13 protein-coding genes are annotated in these 17,242 nt (G+C 63.1%); 8 read left to right on the top strand and 5 right to left on the bottom strand.

The annotated features are described in order from the left end of the window. Positions 1-120 precede the first annotated feature (120 nt). The 6 genes from ACZ0AJ_RS11135 to ACZ0AJ_RS11110 are packed head-to-tail and all read left to right on the top strand — an operon-like array spanning position 121 to position 7,408. Entirely contained in the window at positions 121-933 is an 813-nt protein-coding gene (locus tag ACZ0AJ_RS11135; protein WP_499454523.1) for a hypothetical protein, read from the top strand. Beyond that, positions 930-3,800: a type VI secretion system Vgr family protein gene (locus ACZ0AJ_RS11130; RefSeq protein WP_499454521.1), complete on the top strand. Its 2,871-nt coding sequence runs from the start codon at positions 930-932 to the stop codon at positions 3,798-3,800. The genes ACZ0AJ_RS11135 and ACZ0AJ_RS11130 overlap by 4 nt, the downstream gene beginning before the upstream one ends. A gap of 9 nt (positions 3,801-3,809) precedes the next feature. Beyond that, positions 3,810-4,010: a hypothetical protein gene (locus ACZ0AJ_RS11125; RefSeq protein WP_499454520.1), complete on the top strand. Its 201-nt coding sequence runs from the start codon at positions 3,810-3,812 to the stop codon at positions 4,008-4,010. Continuing rightward, positions 4,007-4,918, top strand: a complete 912-nt coding sequence (locus ACZ0AJ_RS11120; RefSeq protein WP_499454825.1) for a DUF4123 domain-containing protein — start codon at positions 4,007-4,009, stop codon at positions 4,916-4,918. Before ACZ0AJ_RS11125 ends, ACZ0AJ_RS11120 begins: the two co-directional genes overlap by 4 nt. A gap of 38 nt (positions 4,919-4,956) precedes the next feature. Further along, positions 4,957-5,427, top strand: coding sequence for a hypothetical protein (locus ACZ0AJ_RS11115; RefSeq protein ID WP_499454518.1), 471 nt, complete (start codon positions 4,957-4,959; stop codon positions 5,425-5,427). Continuing rightward, positions 5,420-7,408 carry a T6SS phospholipase effector Tle1-like catalytic domain-containing protein gene (locus ACZ0AJ_RS11110; protein WP_499454823.1) on the top strand — a complete coding sequence of 663 codons (1,989 nt, stop codon included), beginning with the start codon at positions 5,420-5,422 and terminating at the stop codon, positions 7,406-7,408. The genes ACZ0AJ_RS11115 and ACZ0AJ_RS11110 overlap by 8 nt, the downstream gene beginning before the upstream one ends. A gap of 103 nt (positions 7,409-7,511) precedes the next feature. On the opposite strand, the gene ACZ0AJ_RS11105 is transcribed toward ACZ0AJ_RS11110, so the two are convergent. Next, the gene (locus tag ACZ0AJ_RS11105) at positions 7,512-9,713 is read right to left on the bottom strand and encodes an EAL domain-containing response regulator (protein ID WP_499454516.1); all 2,202 of its coding nucleotides are present in this window, start codon (positions 9,711-9,713) and stop codon (positions 7,512-7,514) included. Between the two features lie 394 nt (positions 9,714-10,107). Between ACZ0AJ_RS11105 and ACZ0AJ_RS11100 the strand changes: the two genes are divergently transcribed. Further along, positions 10,108-10,485 carry a hypothetical protein gene (locus ACZ0AJ_RS11100; protein WP_499454515.1) on the top strand — a complete coding sequence of 126 codons (378 nt, stop codon included), beginning with the start codon at positions 10,108-10,110 and terminating at the stop codon, positions 10,483-10,485. A gap of 33 nt (positions 10,486-10,518) precedes the next feature. Here ACZ0AJ_RS11100 and ACZ0AJ_RS11095 read toward each other — a convergent pair whose 3' ends face one another. The 3 genes from ACZ0AJ_RS11095 to ACZ0AJ_RS11085 all read right to left on the bottom strand — a co-directional run bounded on the left by ACZ0AJ_RS11095 (position 10,519) and on the right by ACZ0AJ_RS11085 (position 14,669). Further along, entirely contained in the window at positions 10,519-11,115 is a 597-nt protein-coding gene (locus ACZ0AJ_RS11095) for a PEP-CTERM sorting domain-containing protein (RefSeq protein WP_499454514.1), read from the bottom strand. Between the two features lie 190 nt (positions 11,116-11,305). After that, positions 11,306-14,047, bottom strand: a complete 2,742-nt coding sequence (locus ACZ0AJ_RS11090) for a TonB-dependent receptor (protein WP_499454513.1) — start codon at positions 14,045-14,047, stop codon at positions 11,306-11,308. Between the two features lie 169 nt (positions 14,048-14,216). Further along, positions 14,217-14,669: an RcnB family protein gene (locus tag ACZ0AJ_RS11085; protein ID WP_499454512.1), complete on the bottom strand. Its 453-nt coding sequence runs from the start codon at positions 14,667-14,669 to the stop codon at positions 14,217-14,219. A 266-nt stretch (positions 14,670-14,935) separates the two neighbouring features. Between ACZ0AJ_RS11085 and ACZ0AJ_RS11080 the strand changes: the two genes are divergently transcribed. Next, the gene (locus ACZ0AJ_RS11080) at positions 14,936-15,829 is read left to right on the top strand and encodes a hypothetical protein (RefSeq protein ID WP_499454820.1); all 894 of its coding nucleotides are present in this window, start codon (positions 14,936-14,938) and stop codon (positions 15,827-15,829) included. On the opposite strand, the gene ACZ0AJ_RS11075 is transcribed toward ACZ0AJ_RS11080, so the two are convergent. Beyond that, on the bottom strand, positions 15,804-17,000 hold the full coding sequence (locus ACZ0AJ_RS11075; RefSeq protein ID WP_499454509.1) for a sugar diacid recognition domain-containing protein: 1,197 nt from the start codon (positions 16,998-17,000) through the stop codon (positions 15,804-15,806). The genes ACZ0AJ_RS11080 and ACZ0AJ_RS11075 overlap by 26 nt on opposite strands. Between the last annotated feature and the right edge of the window lie 242 nt (positions 17,001-17,242).

Raw genomic sequence — 17,242 nt, 5'->3', positions numbered from 1 at the left:
TGTTGGCAATTGTGTGCGGTATCGCGTTAGTCAATTTATTAGCGTAAAGTGTTGCAACAACGATCAGGAGCTTGAATTTTGCAACGAAAAGACAAGACTTTCAGCAATGGACCGCCCAGTTTGCTGACCCCTGCGCAGCAAGCCGAAGCCGAGCGCAACCGCATACTGTCGACGCTGGAGGCGTCCGGCGGCAAGCGCTCGGCGGCGTCCTCGCCCAAGGCAAGGCATGGTTCGCGCGCCCCCTGGATATGGGCGTTCTCGGGCTTGCTGGTGGCGGCCGTGGCTGGTGGCGCGGGGCTGTGGTATGGCCAGCAGCGCGAACCATCGGCGCCGGTGATCGTTGCTGCGGCGACACCAGAAGTCGTTGCGCAGACCGATGTGGCTGCCAATGGCGCCGTCGCGCCGGCAGCGGGTGAACCAGCGACGGCGATCATCGAGGAAGACCACCAGGCACATTCGGCACCACTGCCGGACGCGCAACCGAGCCTGAGCGAGATGCTCGCTGCCGAGCCGCCAGCGGCACCTGCGGCTGGCGCCACCGGCGACGTCCTGAGCCAGGCGCTGGAAGCACCGGCCGGTGCGCTTGCCGCGGCCGCGGCTGCGCCGGTTGCTGCCAAGGTTGCCGCCAGCAAGACAGACCGCGCAAGCGCACCGGCCAAGCCAAAGCCACCGGTCAAACGCGTGGCGGCCGCGAAACCTGCACCAAAGGCGGTGCCGAAACTTGCACCGGCGCCGGACGGCGACGTGATGCTGCTCTCTGCCCTGATCGCGCACGCCCAGGCGTCCGAGCCGGCCCCGCAGGCCAGGACCCGCGCCAGCCTCGAACAGGAACTGGCGTACTGCAAGAAGCAGCCGAAGGCCGAGCTGGCCGCGTGCCGCAAACGTGCCTGCGATGGCCGCGCCACGGCTGCCGCCTGCAAGGTGAAACGATGAGTGTGGCGCTGGTCGACGACGTGCTTGCCGCGCTGGCCGGCTTTTCCAGCCATACCAGGCTGTACGCTTTGCAACTGGGCGATGACGAGGGCGGTAGCGGCCTGATGGTCGAAGCGTTCGCCGCCGATGACGGCGTCCAGGCGATCGGCACGCGCGACGTGATCGTGCTCGCCACCGATGCCGCGCTCGACGTCGCGTCGTTGCTGGGCCAGTCGGCCGTACTGGAGACGAGCCTGGTCGACGGCACGCGTGCCCGCTTCACGGGCCTGGTCAGCGAAGCGGCAATGCTGGGTAGCTTTGGCGGCCTGGCACGCTACCGGCTGCGCTTGCAGCCGTGGCTGTGGCGCCTTGGCCAGGTGCGCAACAGCCGCGTATGGCAAGACAAGACGGTGATGGAAATCGTCGACATCGTGTTCCAGGAACACGCACCGCACGCCGAATGGCGCTGGAGCGATGAAACGGCAGCCTTCATGGCCGATGCCGGCGTGCGCAGCTATTGCTGCCAGTACCGCGAATCCGACCTCGATTTCGTCACACGGCTGCTGACCGAAGAAGGCCTAAGCTGGCGCATCGAAGAGACGGAGGAGGGCCACGGCGTGGTGCTGTTCGGCGACAGCAGCCAGGCCAGCGCGACCCCCGAGGACGCCAGCAGCAGCGCCGGCGGCGGCATTCGCTTCCATGGCGCGCGCGCCGGCGAAGCGCACGACAGCGTGCAATCGCTGCGGGCACGGCGCAGCCTGCGTGTGGGCCTCTCCACCGTACTCAGTTACGACTACAAGGCCAAGAAAGCCGTGGCCGCCAGCGTACCGACCGCGGGCGCCGTGGGTGGCCCCAACGCGCCGCTGCTGGAAAGCTTCGACACGCCCGGCCAGTATTTCTACGCCGACGGCGCCCAGGCGCGCCGCTACGCGCTGTTGCAGATGCAGGCCAACGAAGCGCGCCGCCATCTGTGGCAGGCCCGCTCGACGGTGCGCACGCTGCGCGCCGGCACCCGTTTCACCCTGACGCAGGGGCCGCTGCAGGCCGGCGCCGGCGCCGATGCTGATCCGGCGTATGTTGCACTGCGCGTCGTGAGCGTGGGTGTGAACAACTTGCCCAAGCCCGCCAGGGAGGGACTGGCCGAATTGTTCGGGCCGATCCCAGAATTGCTGGAGCAGACACTGCCCGAGCAGGATCCTGAACTGGCCGCCGTCATCGCCCAGGCCAGCACCAGCGGCTACGCCAACCTGGTCGATGCCATCGCCGCCGATACCCCGTGGCGTCCGGTGGTGGGCGAAAACGGCTTGCGCCACCACCCGAAGCCGACCGCCCACGGCAGCCAGAGCGCGATCGTGGTCGGGCCCGGCGGCGGCGCGAGCGCGAGCGGCGCCGATGAAATCCACTGCGACCGGCTCGGCCGAGTACGCATCCGCTTCCACTGGCAGGAAGACGCCAACGCGACCTGCTGGGTACGCGTTGCGCAGCGCTCGACCGGCGGCGGCATGGGCAGCCAGTTCCTGCCGCGCATCGGCCAGGAAGTACTGGTGCAGTTTCTCGAAAACGATATCGACCGACCGCTGATCGTCGGCGCGCTGTACAACGGCCAGGGCGAAGGCGGCACGCTACCGACGCCAGGCGGCAAGAGTGAACAGGACAGCGACACGGCGATCTTCGGCGCCGCCAACGATCACGCCGTCTCGGCGCAAGGCAACCTGGCGGGTGGCAACGAGCCGCTGTGGCACGGTGCAGCGGCGGCCAGCGTCGGTCACCGCAACAGCGCGGCGCAGTGGGGCATCCGCAGCAAAGAATTCGGTGGCAGCGGCTACAACCAGCTCGTGTTCGACGATACCGACAGCCAGGGCCGTATCCAGCTCAAGAGCACTCATGCTGCCAGTGAACTGAACCTGGGCCACCTGATTCACACGGCAGATAACTATCGCGGCAGCCTGCGCGGGCTGGGCGCCGAATTGCGCACGGACGGCTATGGCGCGGTGCGCGCCGCCACGGGCTTGCTGGTGACGAGTTACAAGATCACCCATGGTGCCGATGCGCGCGAGCCGGCCGGCGACAACGTGGCCGGGATTGCCATGCTGAAACAGGCGGTCAAGCTTGGCGAAACCTTCAGCGCGGCGGCGACGACGCATCAGACAGTGGCGTTCGCCAGCCATCTCGGCGCTGCGAAAGCCAATGCCAGCAAGCTCGACGACAAGGAAGCGCCGCTGCCGGCAATGCTGACGGCGGTCTCGGGCATGCTCAGTGGCGAGAGCGTGGATGCGGCGCGCGGCGAGATGTCTGCGAAACCGGTCGCGCCGGACGATGGCAAACTGCCCAACAGCAGTTCGGCGGTGATTGCGATTGCCGCCAAAGCTGGCCTTGGCGTGGTGGCAGGGCAGGATATCCAACTGGCCAATGGTGAAACCATTACCTTGATGAGCGGGCAGGACACGCAGTTCGTCACCGGTGGCCAGTTGCGCATCCATAGCGGACAGGCGATCGGCATGCTGGGCGGAGCGGTCAAGGCGGGCGACGATAACATCGGCCTGCAATTGATCGCGGCGCAGGGCGCGGTGGATCTGCAGGCGCAGGGCGATGTGCTCAATGTGCAGGCGCGCGATCAGGTGGACATCATCAGCGCCAATGCGCATGTCGACTGGGCGGCGGCCAAGAGCATCAGTCTGTCGACGGCGGGCGGGGCGAATATCACGATCGAAGGTGGGAATATCACCGTGCAGTGTCCGGGGAAGATCACGATCCACGCGGCGAAGAAAAGCTTTATGGCCAGCCAGGAAGTGAACTACAAGCTGCCGTTCCTGCCGCAGGGTGTGTGCGTGGAGTGCCTGGCCAAGCGGGCGGCGCAGCGCACGGCATTCATCAATAAAGGTACATAGGCTTTGGGTATGAAGATATCGTTAAAAAACACCACGCGGATTACCCGGCGCTGGCTGCTTGGCGCGCTGGGCAGCGTGTCTGTGCTGGCTGCTGCGGGCCGTACTTCAGCCTCGCCGGCCAAGCCGGCCGCACCGGCCAAGCCGCTGTGCGTCGAATGCCTGGCCAAGCGCGCCAAACAGCGCACGGCATTCGTCAGTAAATGGGTATGACGATGGTCACGCAACCCAATATCGCCGTGCTGGCCGCGCAGCATCCCGACTGGCGCTGGTATGCCATCGCCGACAGCGCGCAAGACGCCACGCTGCCCGGCGCCATCGACGGTCCCGGCGCCGCAGTGCGCTGCCTGTTGGGCGCAACGCAAGGCAGTCCGCTGGCGGCGCAGTCGCCGCACCTCGTACAACTGGCGCCACCAGGTCAGGGCGGCGTCGCCTGGCAATGGATCGCCCGCTGGCTCGGCCGACCAGCGCCGCTAGAGCCGAGCCTGACCGTCGTCGCCAGTCCTTTGGCGTTCGATGCCTTGTTCGTGCAGCTCAAGCAGTTCACCGAAATCCGCCTGCCGGACGACTACGACATGTTCTTCGGGTTTTGGGATTCTGCGATCCTCGGCACGCTGGTCGGGCAGCCAGATGACGCCACACTGCACGTCAAGGGACCGGTACTTGATGCGGGCCAGCGCGCACAGCTGTTTGGCGGACTGGCCGGCTGGTGGTACTGGGACCGCGACGGTCAGCAGCACGCGGTCGACGTCGGCGCCACGCCGGCAGTGCGCTTGCCGGCGCCGCTGCTCCTGACCCAGAATCAGGTCGACCAGCTGGTCGAAGCTGGCGTGCCGGATCATGTGTTGTATTTTGTCGATCTGAACCAGCCCAATCTGCTTCGGCATGTCCCGGAGGCCTCACGCTATGCCTATGTAAAAAAGGCATTGGCCGGCGCGCGCGCCATTGGCCTGACGTCGATGCGCGATCTGGTCAACTATGTCTGCATGACGCTGATATACCGCGAGCGCTGGTATAGCGATGCACAGATCATTGCGCTGATGGCGCGGGTCAAGCGTGGCGACATCAAGTTTGATGACGCGATGGGATTATTGCCGCCGTCCAAACCGGCTGAACCGTGACGATGTGGCACGCTCCGGTCAAAAGTTGAAAGATCAATATGAAAAACAGCAAAATTCCTTTTGCCGGAACGAACCGGCGTCATTTTCTCGGCGCCGTTGCCATTCTTCCCGTTGCAAATTTTTGTGAGGCGAAACCCATGAAAGTCGTACTGGATGTCGTGCTGTTCAGTTATCTCAACCGTCCCATCTTCGATGTGTTCATCGACGGCAAGGTTGGCGAAACCAGTGACGCCTATCCGTCCACCGGGGGCGGCATCTTTACCGGCGTGCCCTTTGCGCTTGGCCCGAAAAAAGTGACCTGGCGACTCGATGGTCCGAAGGGCACACCTCGCAATGGCGAAACGGTTTCCAACAAAAATCCGCTGCGTCTCGATAACGTGGTGCAGGGCGCCAAATTTCTGGGTGTGCATATTTATCCGGACGATACCGTCGAGTTGACGACCTCGGTGGGCGTGCCAGACCGCACACCGCGCGGTATCGCCATGGCACAGGAGCAGCGCCGTGGCTGATGACGCGGCCGTCGCTGCGGTTGCCACCAATCGTGACGTCCCGGACGGCCCGCCATCGCCGTTCCAGGACTGTCGGGATGTCGTCCATCTGTCCGTATTTTTCGATGGCACCGGCAATAACTGGGAAAACGACGCTGCCACTAAAAGCTGGAGCAATGTCGGGCGCATGTATGACGCTGCCATCAAGGATGATGCCAAGGCGACCTATGCGGTGTACGTGGCGGGCGTTGGCACACGCTTCAACGGCACGGCAACCGGCTGGCTCGATTCGACCGGTATCTGGCTCCAGGACAACGTGGGCGGTCTGGCGTTCGGCGCCGGTGGCGACCGGCGTCTGGGTCATGGCGACGATATGGTCAATGAGCGGCTCAAGGCGCTGTTGATCGCGAACGCACAAGCCGCAGGCGGCGAGTTGGCCACCTATGCAAAAACTGCCACGGCAAAAGGCTTCGCTGACGTGAACAAGGCGTTGAGCAAGCACCGCCTGATCAAAACCATCACGATGTCGCTGTTTGGTTTCTCGCGGGGCGCAGCGCTGTCGCGTGCGTTTTCCAATCGCGTGATCAGTCAGAGTGAGCAGCGTGGCGACGACCTGTATTTCCACAGCTACCCGTTGCGGATGCAATTCATGGGCGTGTTCGACACGGTTGCATCGTTTGGCGTGCCTTCAACCAATGCCCGCCTGCCATTCCAGGAGCGCGACCTGATCGTGTCACCGCGTGTCGAGCGCTGCGTGCATTACGTCGCCGCCCATGAAGTGCGCTTCGCTTTCCCGGTCGACCTGATCCGCAAAAACGGCAAGCTCGCGGGGGCATGGGAAGAAAAGGTCTACCCCGGCGTGCACTCGGACGTCGGCGGCGGCTACGGGCCGGACGATCAGAGTATTTCCGATAATTACTCGCGCATTCCGATGCGCGACATGATGCGTGAATCAGTCGTCAGCGGCGTGCGTATGCGCTCATACGACGAGATCGAAGCATGGCGCGAAGGATTATTCAACGAACGGTTCAAGTGCGATCCCGCTACTTTCGCTGCCTACCGCAAGTACATGGCCGCATGTGGCGCACTGTCAGGCACGGTGGAATCCCAGATCAAGCGGCATCTCGAGGTGTTCTACAGTGCCAATGGCACCATGCATCGTCAGGGTATGCAGTCACCGGGACAGCGCCGTCGCGAAGAGTCCTGGTCAAGGCGTATCGGTCCGGTGGGCATGGAAGAAGAAATTCGGCGTCATCGCACCGCAGTCAAACAAGGACAGGGTGTCCGCATGGGCGGCGATCATGTCAACGGCTACACACAATATGTGAAGCTCGAAGAGTGGCAGGTGTCAGCATGGGATACACCGGTTAGCACCGGCGTGGTTGGTTTCGTGTCGCACTTTATCCACGACTCGAAAGTGGACTTCGTTCTCAATGCCGAGCCATTCAGCTACTTCAAGCCGCGCGGCGTGCTTGAATCGACCGTCAGCGTCTGGACCGAATGGGGGGACTGGATCGGCGGCAAGGCCAGCGCCGCCAGCGACGCCGTCAGCAGCGCCTACGAGTCGGGCAAGCGGCAAGTGGGCCAGGCGATAGACACGACCACGCAGGCCGCCAAGGATGCCGCCGCCGAAGCGCAGCGCCGCGCCGATGCGCTGGTCGCGGCTGCCGAGCGCAAGGCCGAGGAGACCAAGCAGTATGCGCTGCAAAAGGCCGCGGAAGCACGCGCCGCAGCCAAACGTACCTACGATGCTGCCGCGAAAGCCGCCAGTGAAACGGCCGACGCCGCGCAGCGCCGTGCGCACGAGTTAGCCGAATACGCGCGGCGTCAGGCGCATGCAGCCGGCAACGCGATCGACCGCGGCGTGCATGCGACCACGGCTGCCGGCAGGGACGCCGCCGCAGCGGCAAGCAGAAAAGCTGCCGAGGTCGGAGACGATGCACATCGGCTGTATGACCGCGGGGTCAACTGGATCAAACGTCAGGCGAACGACTGGTTCTGAGAGGATCGCAGCGAATGCGATCTTCTCTCATGCTGCCTTGCGCAAGCTGCGCAGCGTCCTCAGTTCGTCATGGCAGGTAACGCGCCCTGCCGACGCAACGGCGCTACGAATTGAGCACGTTGACAAATCCCCCCAGTGGCATCGGCCGGTGAAACAAAAAGCCCTGCATCGTCGAACATCCGTGCGCGCGCAGATAGCGCGCCTGCACTTCGGTCTCCACGCCTTCGGCCACCAGGTCCAGATTCAGGCCACGTGAAATCGAGATGATCGCCAGCACGACCGGATAATGCCCGTCTTCGTCGCTGATCTGCTGCACGAAGGACTGGTCGATCTTGATGGTGTGGATCGGAAACCGGTGCAGATACGCGAGCGACGAATACCCGGTGCCAAAATCGTCAATGGCCACCGACACACCCAACTGCCCGAGCTTTTTCAGCTGCTCGATCGCATATTGCGGATTGCGGATGCAGATGTTTTCGGTGATCTCGACGGCGATCCGCCCGGGGCCGATGTCGTAGCGCTCCAGGGCATTGCGCATCGTTTCGAAGAATTTGCTGTGATCGAGATAATGTGGCGACAGATTCAGCGACAGCGTCAGCGGGTCTGCGCCGTCCGTGCCCCAGTGCGCCATGTCGCGGCACAGGGTGTCGATCATCCACTCCGAGATCGGCACGATCAGGCCGCTTTCTTCGGCGAACGGCAGGAACTCGCCGGGCATGATCAGGCCGCGCACCGGATGGTTCCAGCGCATCAGCGCCTCGGCGCCGATGATGCGGCCACTGGCGGCGTCGATCTGCGGCTGGTAGTACATCTCGAGTTCATTGCGTTCGAGCGCGCGGCGCAGATGCTGTTCGAGCGCGACGTTCTGGTGCAGCGCATCGTGCATCGACGGGTCGTAGAAGGCGTGCCCATTCTTGCCGAGGTCTTTCACACGGTACATTGCGATGTCGGCATTGCGCAGCAATTCATCGATCGATTCGCCGTGTTCGGGGTAGATGGCCACGCCGATCGACGCCGAAATATGCACCTCGTTGCCGCTCAGGTCGAACGGCTGTTGCAGCTGCTCGATGAACTTGTCGGCGACCACGTGCGCATCGTCGCGCGAGCGCAGGTCGGGCAGCACGATCGTGAATTCGTCGCCACCCTGGCGTGCCAGCGTGTCGCCCTTGCGCAGGCAATCCTTCAGGCGCAGCGCCACCTGCTGCAGCAATTTGTCGCCATGGCCGTGGCCGAGCGTGTCGTTGACGAGCTTGAAGCGGTCCAGGTCGATGAACATCACGGCCAGCTCGGTGCGCTTGCGCCGGGCCTGCAGCATTGCCAGGCCGAGTCGGTCCTTGAACAGCACGCGGTTAGGCAGGTCGGTCAGGATGTCGTGGTAGGCCTGGTGATGGATGACCGCCTCGGCACGCTTGCGCGCGCTCACGTCGCGCGCGATGCCGTAGGTGCCGACATAGGTCGGCGTGTGCGGATCGCGTTTTTCACGGTGCATGCCAATCGCGTTGAGCGAGATCGTCATCACGGACGTGTCAGCAGCGTCGTGTGTGTGCTGCTGGCCCGCGCGGCATGTCACGCGCAGCTCGACGTCGCGGGAGGCCCGCTCGCCAACGCGCCGCTCGTTGAATACATAGAGTGCGCGTTCATGGTCTTCGGCATGCAGCAGCGCCGTGTAGTGCTGGCCCAGCAGTTCTTCCCGTTCGTAGCCCAGCATCTGGCACGCGCGGTCATTGACGTAGGTGAAGCGGCCTTCATGACCGAGCATGTAGATCATGTCGGGTGAGGCGTCGACCAGGTAACGGTATTTTTTCTCGGACAGCGCAAGCGCTGCCACCATGCGACGGTTGATCTGCTGCAGGTCGCGCTGCCTGAGCGCGTTGTCCACCGTGCGCAGCAATTCTTCGCGGCTGAACGGCTTGCGCAGGTAATCGTGGGCGCCGCGCTTCAGCGCGCCGATGGCCGACTCGATGCCGACGGTGCCGCTCACAACGATGACGTCGGCCTTCATGTCTTGCTGATTGATGAAGTCCATGACCTGATGCCCGTCGACATCCATCATGAGCAGGTCAAGCAGCACCAGGTCGAAGCGCATCTCTGCCAGGCACGCCAGCGCGGCAGTGCCGCTGTCGGCCGTCGTGATGGCGTAGCCGCTGCCTTTGAGCATTTCCTGCAATGAAGCCAGCACGCGTGGCTCGTCGTCGACCAGAAGCAGGCGGGGGCGGTGGGAAGAAGGGGTGGCGGATGCGTCAAGATGAGTGGGCAACGTGCCCCGGATGCTGGCCGGGAGTCCGGTAGTTCGAAATCGATTCATCGTCATTCTGTCAGTGCCGTGCGATTTTCTATGCCTGGCGCCCGTGAGCGCTGCAGACGTTCATGTCTTATCTTCCACATAATGCCAGCTTATCCGTTGCATTTGATGCATGACAATGCAATCGTGTGCAGAAATGCGTCATGTCAGATGGGTTTCGTTCCTGTATGACGACAGAAATGCCGCAGGACGCATCATTTTTTCCTGGTGGCGCCTTAACGACCCGGGCACGGTCTTCGTCAACCAGGCCGATCGTGTTCAGAGCACTATTGCTCTTCTGATAAACTGGTGCGCAGGTTGCAAGGCACGCTGATCGGTCGGGTCATCGACCGGCGGTCAGCTTGATTGCGGCACGCCATTTCTGAAGGGATCGATCCGGGAGGTCAATGTGGGTGGTTTGAACAAGCTATTTGTTGCACTGCTGCTGATGGCAGCAGGCCATGGCCAGGCGGCTCAGTTGAACACCCAGTCGGATGCGCCCGCGACCACGTCGTCGAACGTTTGCCCGGCCCAGGACATTTCATTCTTCATTCAGCGATTTTCCAGCGACGAGGCGGTGCAACGGATCTACACCACGGTCCAGTCGGCTGAATTTCCCGTCATGCCCCTGGCCCAGGAGCGCAAGGACAATGCGCTTGTCATGCAACTGGAAGACGTCACCGTGTCGACGGCGCGGGTCAATCTGGCCAAGCCCGACACCGATTACCTGGTGTCGTATTACTTCAAGATGGACGATTGCTGGAGACTGGTCCGTATCGAGAACCAGTCTCTCTGAAGCAGCATGCAGGCGACTGCGCCAGGTGGCTGCTTACGCCGCCTTGCCGTTCGAGCGACGACGACGGGCAGTAAAGCCCATCAGCGCCAGACCAGCACCCATCAACATGCCCGTTGCCGGCTCAGGCACGTCGGTGCCCGGGTCGCCAGGCACGTTATCGCCCGTCACATCGAAGGTGATCGTGCCGAAGTTCCAGACACCGTCCGGCGATACTGCCGAATCATTGAAATCCTCGAAGAATTCCAGTCGCAGAAGGCCATCGGCGCCGACCGAAAAGTCCAGTCCGAAGTCGATCAGGTTGGCTGAATCGGCGTAGTTGCCGGTACCAGGATTTGGATTCTGAAACCCCGGAGTGAAATAGACGCCAGTGGACTGTGCCGAATCGCTGAAGTACAGACCGATTTCGGACAAATAGCTCGGGTTGAACGCCGTGATGTTGACGTCGTAAGCGATACCGGTAACCCGCGAGCCTGCTCCCACGTTGAGGGTAAATACCGTATTTCCGGCCGCTCCCGGCGCACCGAAACTCTGGACCCCCGCGACGTTGACCACAAATGGTACGGCAAATGCAGACGTGCAAACCAGCAACGACAGGCCGACAAGCAGGTTTTTAAGCGATCGCAGGGACATGGTTTTCTCCGGTTAGTGTGAGCCTTGTAACTAGCAGTAACCGTGCCATGCTTCCAGCTGGTGTCAACCATCTGATTCCAATAGGAATTTTAATCAACCCCTGCGACTTGTATTTACACGTGTAAGCTTTTTCGACATTGGCATTCGGGATTCTGCCGTTTGGCAGAATTCCGTAAAGACCGTTCAATCCTTATTTGAACGAATAATTCGCACTGGCATAAAAACGGCGCCCGCGCGGATCGGTATAGCTTGGGTCGTAACCCGATAAGAAGAAATACGCCTGGTTCGAATAAGGCGGACTCGTGTCGAACAGATTCTGGATACCCACGCGCAGTTTCAGGTTTGTATTGACCGCATACGCGCTCGACAAATCCCACAACGAATAACGCTTGACCCGGTTGGCCGCCACCACGCTGCCATTGTCGATATTGATTGCCGTATTCTGGTCTTCGTAGCCGCTCGAAAACGTATTTTGCAAGCTGGCCGAGAGCGGCCCGCGATCCCAGTCGACACTCACCGTATGACGCCAGCGCTGGACCACGCCGTCGGTCACAAAGCGGTTCAGATTGCTCACGAACGCATCGCCGGGCGCATTCTGGATTTTCGACGTCAGCACATAGGTGCCGTTCAGGCGCCCGCCAAAGCGGCCGATGGCCGTGTCGATACCGCGTACCGTCAGCGCCAGGTCGAGGCCGCGCGCCAGTTGCGCGCCGCGGTTGTCCTTGCGCAGTTCGATGTAGTCGATCAGCCCGTCCTCGTCGCGATAGACCAGGTCGCCGTATTTGGCCAGGTTGCCAAGGATGATGTCGTCGCCGATTTCGCTGATGAGGTTCGTGCGCTTGATGTTCCAGTAGTCGAGCGAAGCGCTGACATGCTTGCCGGCGGCGAACACGGCGCCCAGCGAGAACTGGCGACTCCGTTCGGGTTTCAGCGCGTCGTTGCTGTAGCGGCGCGTGTCCCAGTTGTCGGCGCAGTCCGAATAATTGTTCTCGACCGTGGCGCAGTAGACCGGATCGGGCAGGGTGGCCGTGCTGCTGTAGACGGTCGGACGGTACAGCTCTGTCATCGACGGCGCGCGGAAACCCCGGCCGGCCGAGCCGCGCAGCAGCAGCGCGTCGCTTGGCCGGTAGGTCAGGCCGATCTTGGGACTGGTCGCGCCGCCAACGTTTTCGTAATGGTCGTAGCGTGCCGACAGCTGTGCTTCCCACTGCTTCGCGAACGGCACCAGCACTTCGCCATAGACCGCCGCCACATCGCGGCTGTCGCTGGTGGCGCGGCCGCCTTCGGGCGCCGCGTCATTGTTGATGTTGTCGCTCAACAGCAGGGCCGATGGCGTGAACTGGTTTTTCTCGCGCCGTGCTTCACCGCCAATCGCCACCGCCAGGTCGCCGCCGGCCATCGGCATCAGGGCGCGCGACAACTTGACGTCGACGGCGTCGAGCGTGCCGCGCGCGCGGCGCACGACATCGTCGACCTGGATGCTGTCGATCAGCGCCCGGCCTTCCGGGCTCGATGGGCCGAACGGGTTGATGCGGCCGTCGGCGATCCCTTCGAGCAGCTCGTTGTAGAGCAGATAGCCATGGGTGTCGCGGTCCTTGACCGTGTTGACGCTGTGGTTGTACGCGGTGTCGTAATCCCAGCCGCCCACGGTGCCCGTGACGCCGACGACAAAACGCACGCCTTCGCTGGTGAGGGTGCTGGTGCGCTGGCCCGCTTCGTTCAGGCGCATGCGCAATTCCAGTTCGCCCGGGATGTCGTCGTCCAATTGATCCAGGCCGGTGCCGGCCAGTTGCGGCACCCGCGAATAATCGACGTAGCCCGCCACGCGCGCCGACGAGCCGGTGTAGTCGGTCTTGGCGCGGCTGAGTGCCACTTCGGCATAGGCCTGGTGCGAGCCACCCAGCTTGATGACAGCGCGGCTGAGCACGCTGGCTTTTTCGGACTTCGGATACAGCTCGGTGTCGCCCATATAGTTATAGGTGCAGGCATCGACGCCGCCCGTGCCATCCGGCAGGTACACATTGGCCGGCGGCGCGCAGCCCGGGACCGACAGGTTGATCAGGCGGTTCGTGATCGGCTTGCCATTGAGTGTGAAACCGATCTCCTGCAGATGGTCGCGCTGGGCCGACGTCAGGCGGATATTGGCCGGACTCGTGTAGCTCGACAGCAGGTGACCCAAGCGCTGCTCGACCTGCAGGCCCGGGATGAAGCTGCGCTGCGACGTGTTCAGGGGATTGGTGCGCTGGAAGTCGGCCACGGCGAAGATGTTGTAGCCATCGCGCTCGAGTACGCCCTTGCCGGCGCTGAGGCTGGCGGTGCGCTTGCCGGCGCCGCCTTCGTCGGTCGTGCCGACGTACACGTTCGCTTCCAGTCCCTGGAAGTCCTTGCGGGTGATGAAGTTGATGACGCCGCCGATGGCATCGGTGCCATACAGTGCCGATGCGCCGTCGAGCAGCACTTCGACGCGCTCGAGCGCTGCGGCCGGGATATTGTTCAGGTCAACGCCGCTGTCGTCGCCAGGCGAGGCGAAGTTGGCCATGCGCCGGCCATTGAGCAGCACCAGCGTGGACGAGGTGCCGATGCCACGCAGGTTGGCGCTGTTGAAACCACGCTGGTCGCCGCCGACGTTGATGCTGGCGCCGTCCGTCAGGCCATTGCTGTTGGCCGAAACGCGCCCCATCAATTCAGCAGCAGTGGTCACGCCTGTTTTCTCGATCTCGGCACGTGAAATCGTTTGCACCGGCAGCGCGGTTTCAGACTGCACGCGGCGGATTGCCGACCCCGTGACTTCGACGCGCGGCAACTCGGCTGCCGATACCGCCGGCAACGTCTGCGCGGCCAGGGGCAGGCTCGCCAGGGCGATGGTCGTTCCGGCGCATGCCAGGAGCACGCCACGCACGGCGCGGGCGCCTGGTTTCAAATTCGTATTCATCAAATCTCCGTTGTCACATAAAGCGCATTGATTGATATTAAACGTGCGCGAGGTTGAAGGGATGCAACAAATGGAGAGCGATGAATGGATGTTGTAAATATGGTACGCGTGTGCGTAAAAAAACCGCCGCGTCTTTCGACGAGCGGTTTATAGGGGCATCTTCCAGCGTTTAATTCGCGAACAATACCTGGGCAATAATACCGGTGGCGATCGCTGCCAGCACATAATCGTTACCGGTCTGGACCCAGTGATATCCACGGGGTGGCGCGCTCAGGTGGCGACCGCGCCAGTCATTGACCACATAGCGATCGTGGCGATATTCCTTGTGCAGCTTGCCGCCGCGGCGCATATCGTGGCGTGGACCGCCACCGCGGGAATCGTCACGGCGATAATACTGGGCGCTGTCGTTGCGATGCTTGTTATCGTTGGCGCGCGGGCCGTTGTGGCGGTCGTTGCGGTTGTCGTCGCGGCGATCATCGTCACGGCGGTCGTTGTGCTGTTGTTGCGAATAGCCGTTGCGGTCGTGATCGCGATCGTATCCGTGATCGCCGCGTTGTGCAAAAGCGCTGCCACTCGCGGTAAAGGTCAATGCAATCAGTGCTGCGATGAACTTGGTTTTCATTATTATTTCTCCTGGTGGCCGATCCGTTGAATCGATGAGTTCATTAGACTACGGGCGCCCCCTAACATGTTAAGAATTCCAGTAAGCAATGCTACAAAGTGTATCTGTGCCGGCTGTCGCCATAATGTGTGAGAAATAGCGTGCAGGCGCTGGCTATACTCGGTCCGATCGATGCATTTCACCGGGGAGGCGCTGTGATGGAAAAACGTCGGCAACAATGGCTGGTCGGCGCGCTCGTCGTCGCTGGCATTGGCGTGGCAGGGCTCATGTGGAACAGTTCGACACGTGACACGGTCGTCACCGTGGCGGGCGCACCGTCGCCGGCTGCGCCTCGTGCCGCCGTGCCCGTGCACGTGCCGGCGCAGGCGGTATCGGCAGCAGTGTCAGCGTCGGTGCTGGCTGCTGCCATTAGCCCGAACCTGAGTGCGCACGTGGCCGATCTGCTGGCCTCACACGATCCGCACGATGCCTACGCGGCCTACATGCTTGTCTCGAGCTGCGCGTCGTTCAACCGGCGGCAGGATCTCGAGATGCACGACAACAAGCTGGGCGCGAAACGCGCGCTGAACGCCGAGGAGCGCCGGAACATGACGCGCATGTGTGGCGCGATGACGGAGCGCGAGCGGCTGGCCCGTCTCGACTACTTGGCCACGGCCGTCAAGGCTGGCGTGCCGGGCGCGGCATGGATGCATGCCGTCGAAGGCCCGTTTGGCGATCCGAGCGCGTTGACGACGCGGCCCGACGACCCCCTGGTGCGCGAATGGAAGGCGACGGCGGCCACCCAGCTCGACACGGCGGCCGAGGCGGGGGACACGACCGCACTGATGTTGTGGGGATTGCAGAAGTTGGGTGGCTCGGACCTGACGGACAAGCGTCCGGTGCAGGGGTATGGCTATCTGGTTGCGGTTGGATTGATCGAGGCGGAGGTCGCGCAGCCTGGTGACCGGTCGCCGCAGATGTTCGCCGAGGGCAGCGGACTGCTGACCGCGCTGGGGGGCCAGCTGACGCCGGAACAGCGCGCGGCGGCCCTGATCGAAGCACGCCGCATCGCTGCGGCTGCAAAAGCACGGCGCGAGCGTAACGACAACAAGTCGGGCGTCGTGCCGGCCTCGATGCCGGGCGGCGGATTGTCGGCTATGCCGGCGGGGCGTCTGGGCTGACCGTCGGGCTCAACGTCGAACTCAGCGTCGGGCTCAACAACGACGACACATACAGCAGCAGCTTGTCTTCGCTCGCGCCGAGGTCCAGGCCCGTGAGCTCGCCGATGCGGCGCAGCCGGTAGTCGAGCGTGTTGCGGTGGATGCCCAGTGCCTTCGCGGTGGCGGCCGAATTCTCGTTCTGCTCGAACCATGCGGACAGCGTCGCGCGCAGCATGGCGCGGCTCTTGTCGTGTGCGAGCCGCGCGATCGGCATGCGCAGCTGGTGCGCCTGCCAGCCGCTGTCCAGGCCCGACAGCAGTACCGGCAAGGCCATCTCGTAATAGCTGAAAACCTGCTGCTGCGGATGGCGTGCGCGCCCGAGCCGGCTGGCGGTGCGCGCGCTCCCGTACGAGATCGCGGCGCCATCGATGCCGGGCAGTGCAATGCCCATCGACAGCGTGAACGGCAGCGTGCATTCCTCGCGCAATAGCTGGGCCAGGGCGTCGAGACGGCGCTGCGGCGGTGTCTCGAGTCCTTTGCGTGACGGCTCCCAGGCCTCGAGCAGCACCAGTTCGGCGGGGCCGACGGTGGCGGTGAGGGCATCGTCGCGGCGCGCCAGGAGCCGCATCTGCAGCAGCTGCACAGCGCTCGGCGCATGGTCCACCGCCGCCGGCACGCCCTGCAGTTCGACCAGAAACACAAGGTGCATGCGCTCGATGTCGATCCCGAGCCGCTGCGCCCAGCCTTCGAGTTCGGCGCGCGCGCCCGGCTCGTAGCGGATCAGGTTGAGCACGAACGCTTCGCGGTAGCGTGAATGGCTTTGCAGCGTTTGGGTCAGGGCAGCCTGCTCGAGGATCATCTCGGCGCTCAGGCGTACCAGCTCGCCGAACTGGCGCACGGCGTCGGGCGCACCGGACAAGCCCACCGCCCCGCAGATCTCGCCGCCGACGCACAGCGGCAGATTGATGCCCGGCTGGGCGCCATGCAGCTTGTGCGCGGCCGCCGCATCGATTTCGGTGGTGAGCTTCTTGGCCAGCGCCAACAGGGCGCCGGCATGCAGCTCGCCAACCCGCGCCGCGTTGCCACTGGCGAGGATCACGCCATGGGCATCCATCACGTTGACGTTGAACGGGATGATGCGCATGGTGCGGGCGACGATTTCCTGGGCGAGGCCGGTGTCGAGGATGTGCATGGTGGTTTCTGGTTGGAGGAGGGCGTTTGTGATTATGCACAATTATGCCGGGCGAGTGCGCGGTCCGGGCGCGTGGGGTTGGCATGCTGATAGGGTACGTGAACACGGATTTGGTCATCAACTTGTGCACTTGCCTGAAAAAAGGCGAGAATCAGGCGGCTTGAATTGTGCGTGTCGCCGACGCCTGGCAGCCCTTGTTTGGTTGATAATCTCGATGATTACATGACCATATATTCGGAGAC

It is taken from the genome of Telluria sp. AC161 (assembly GCF_979258535.1).
This window is presented reverse-complemented; position numbering and strand designations above follow the sequence as displayed.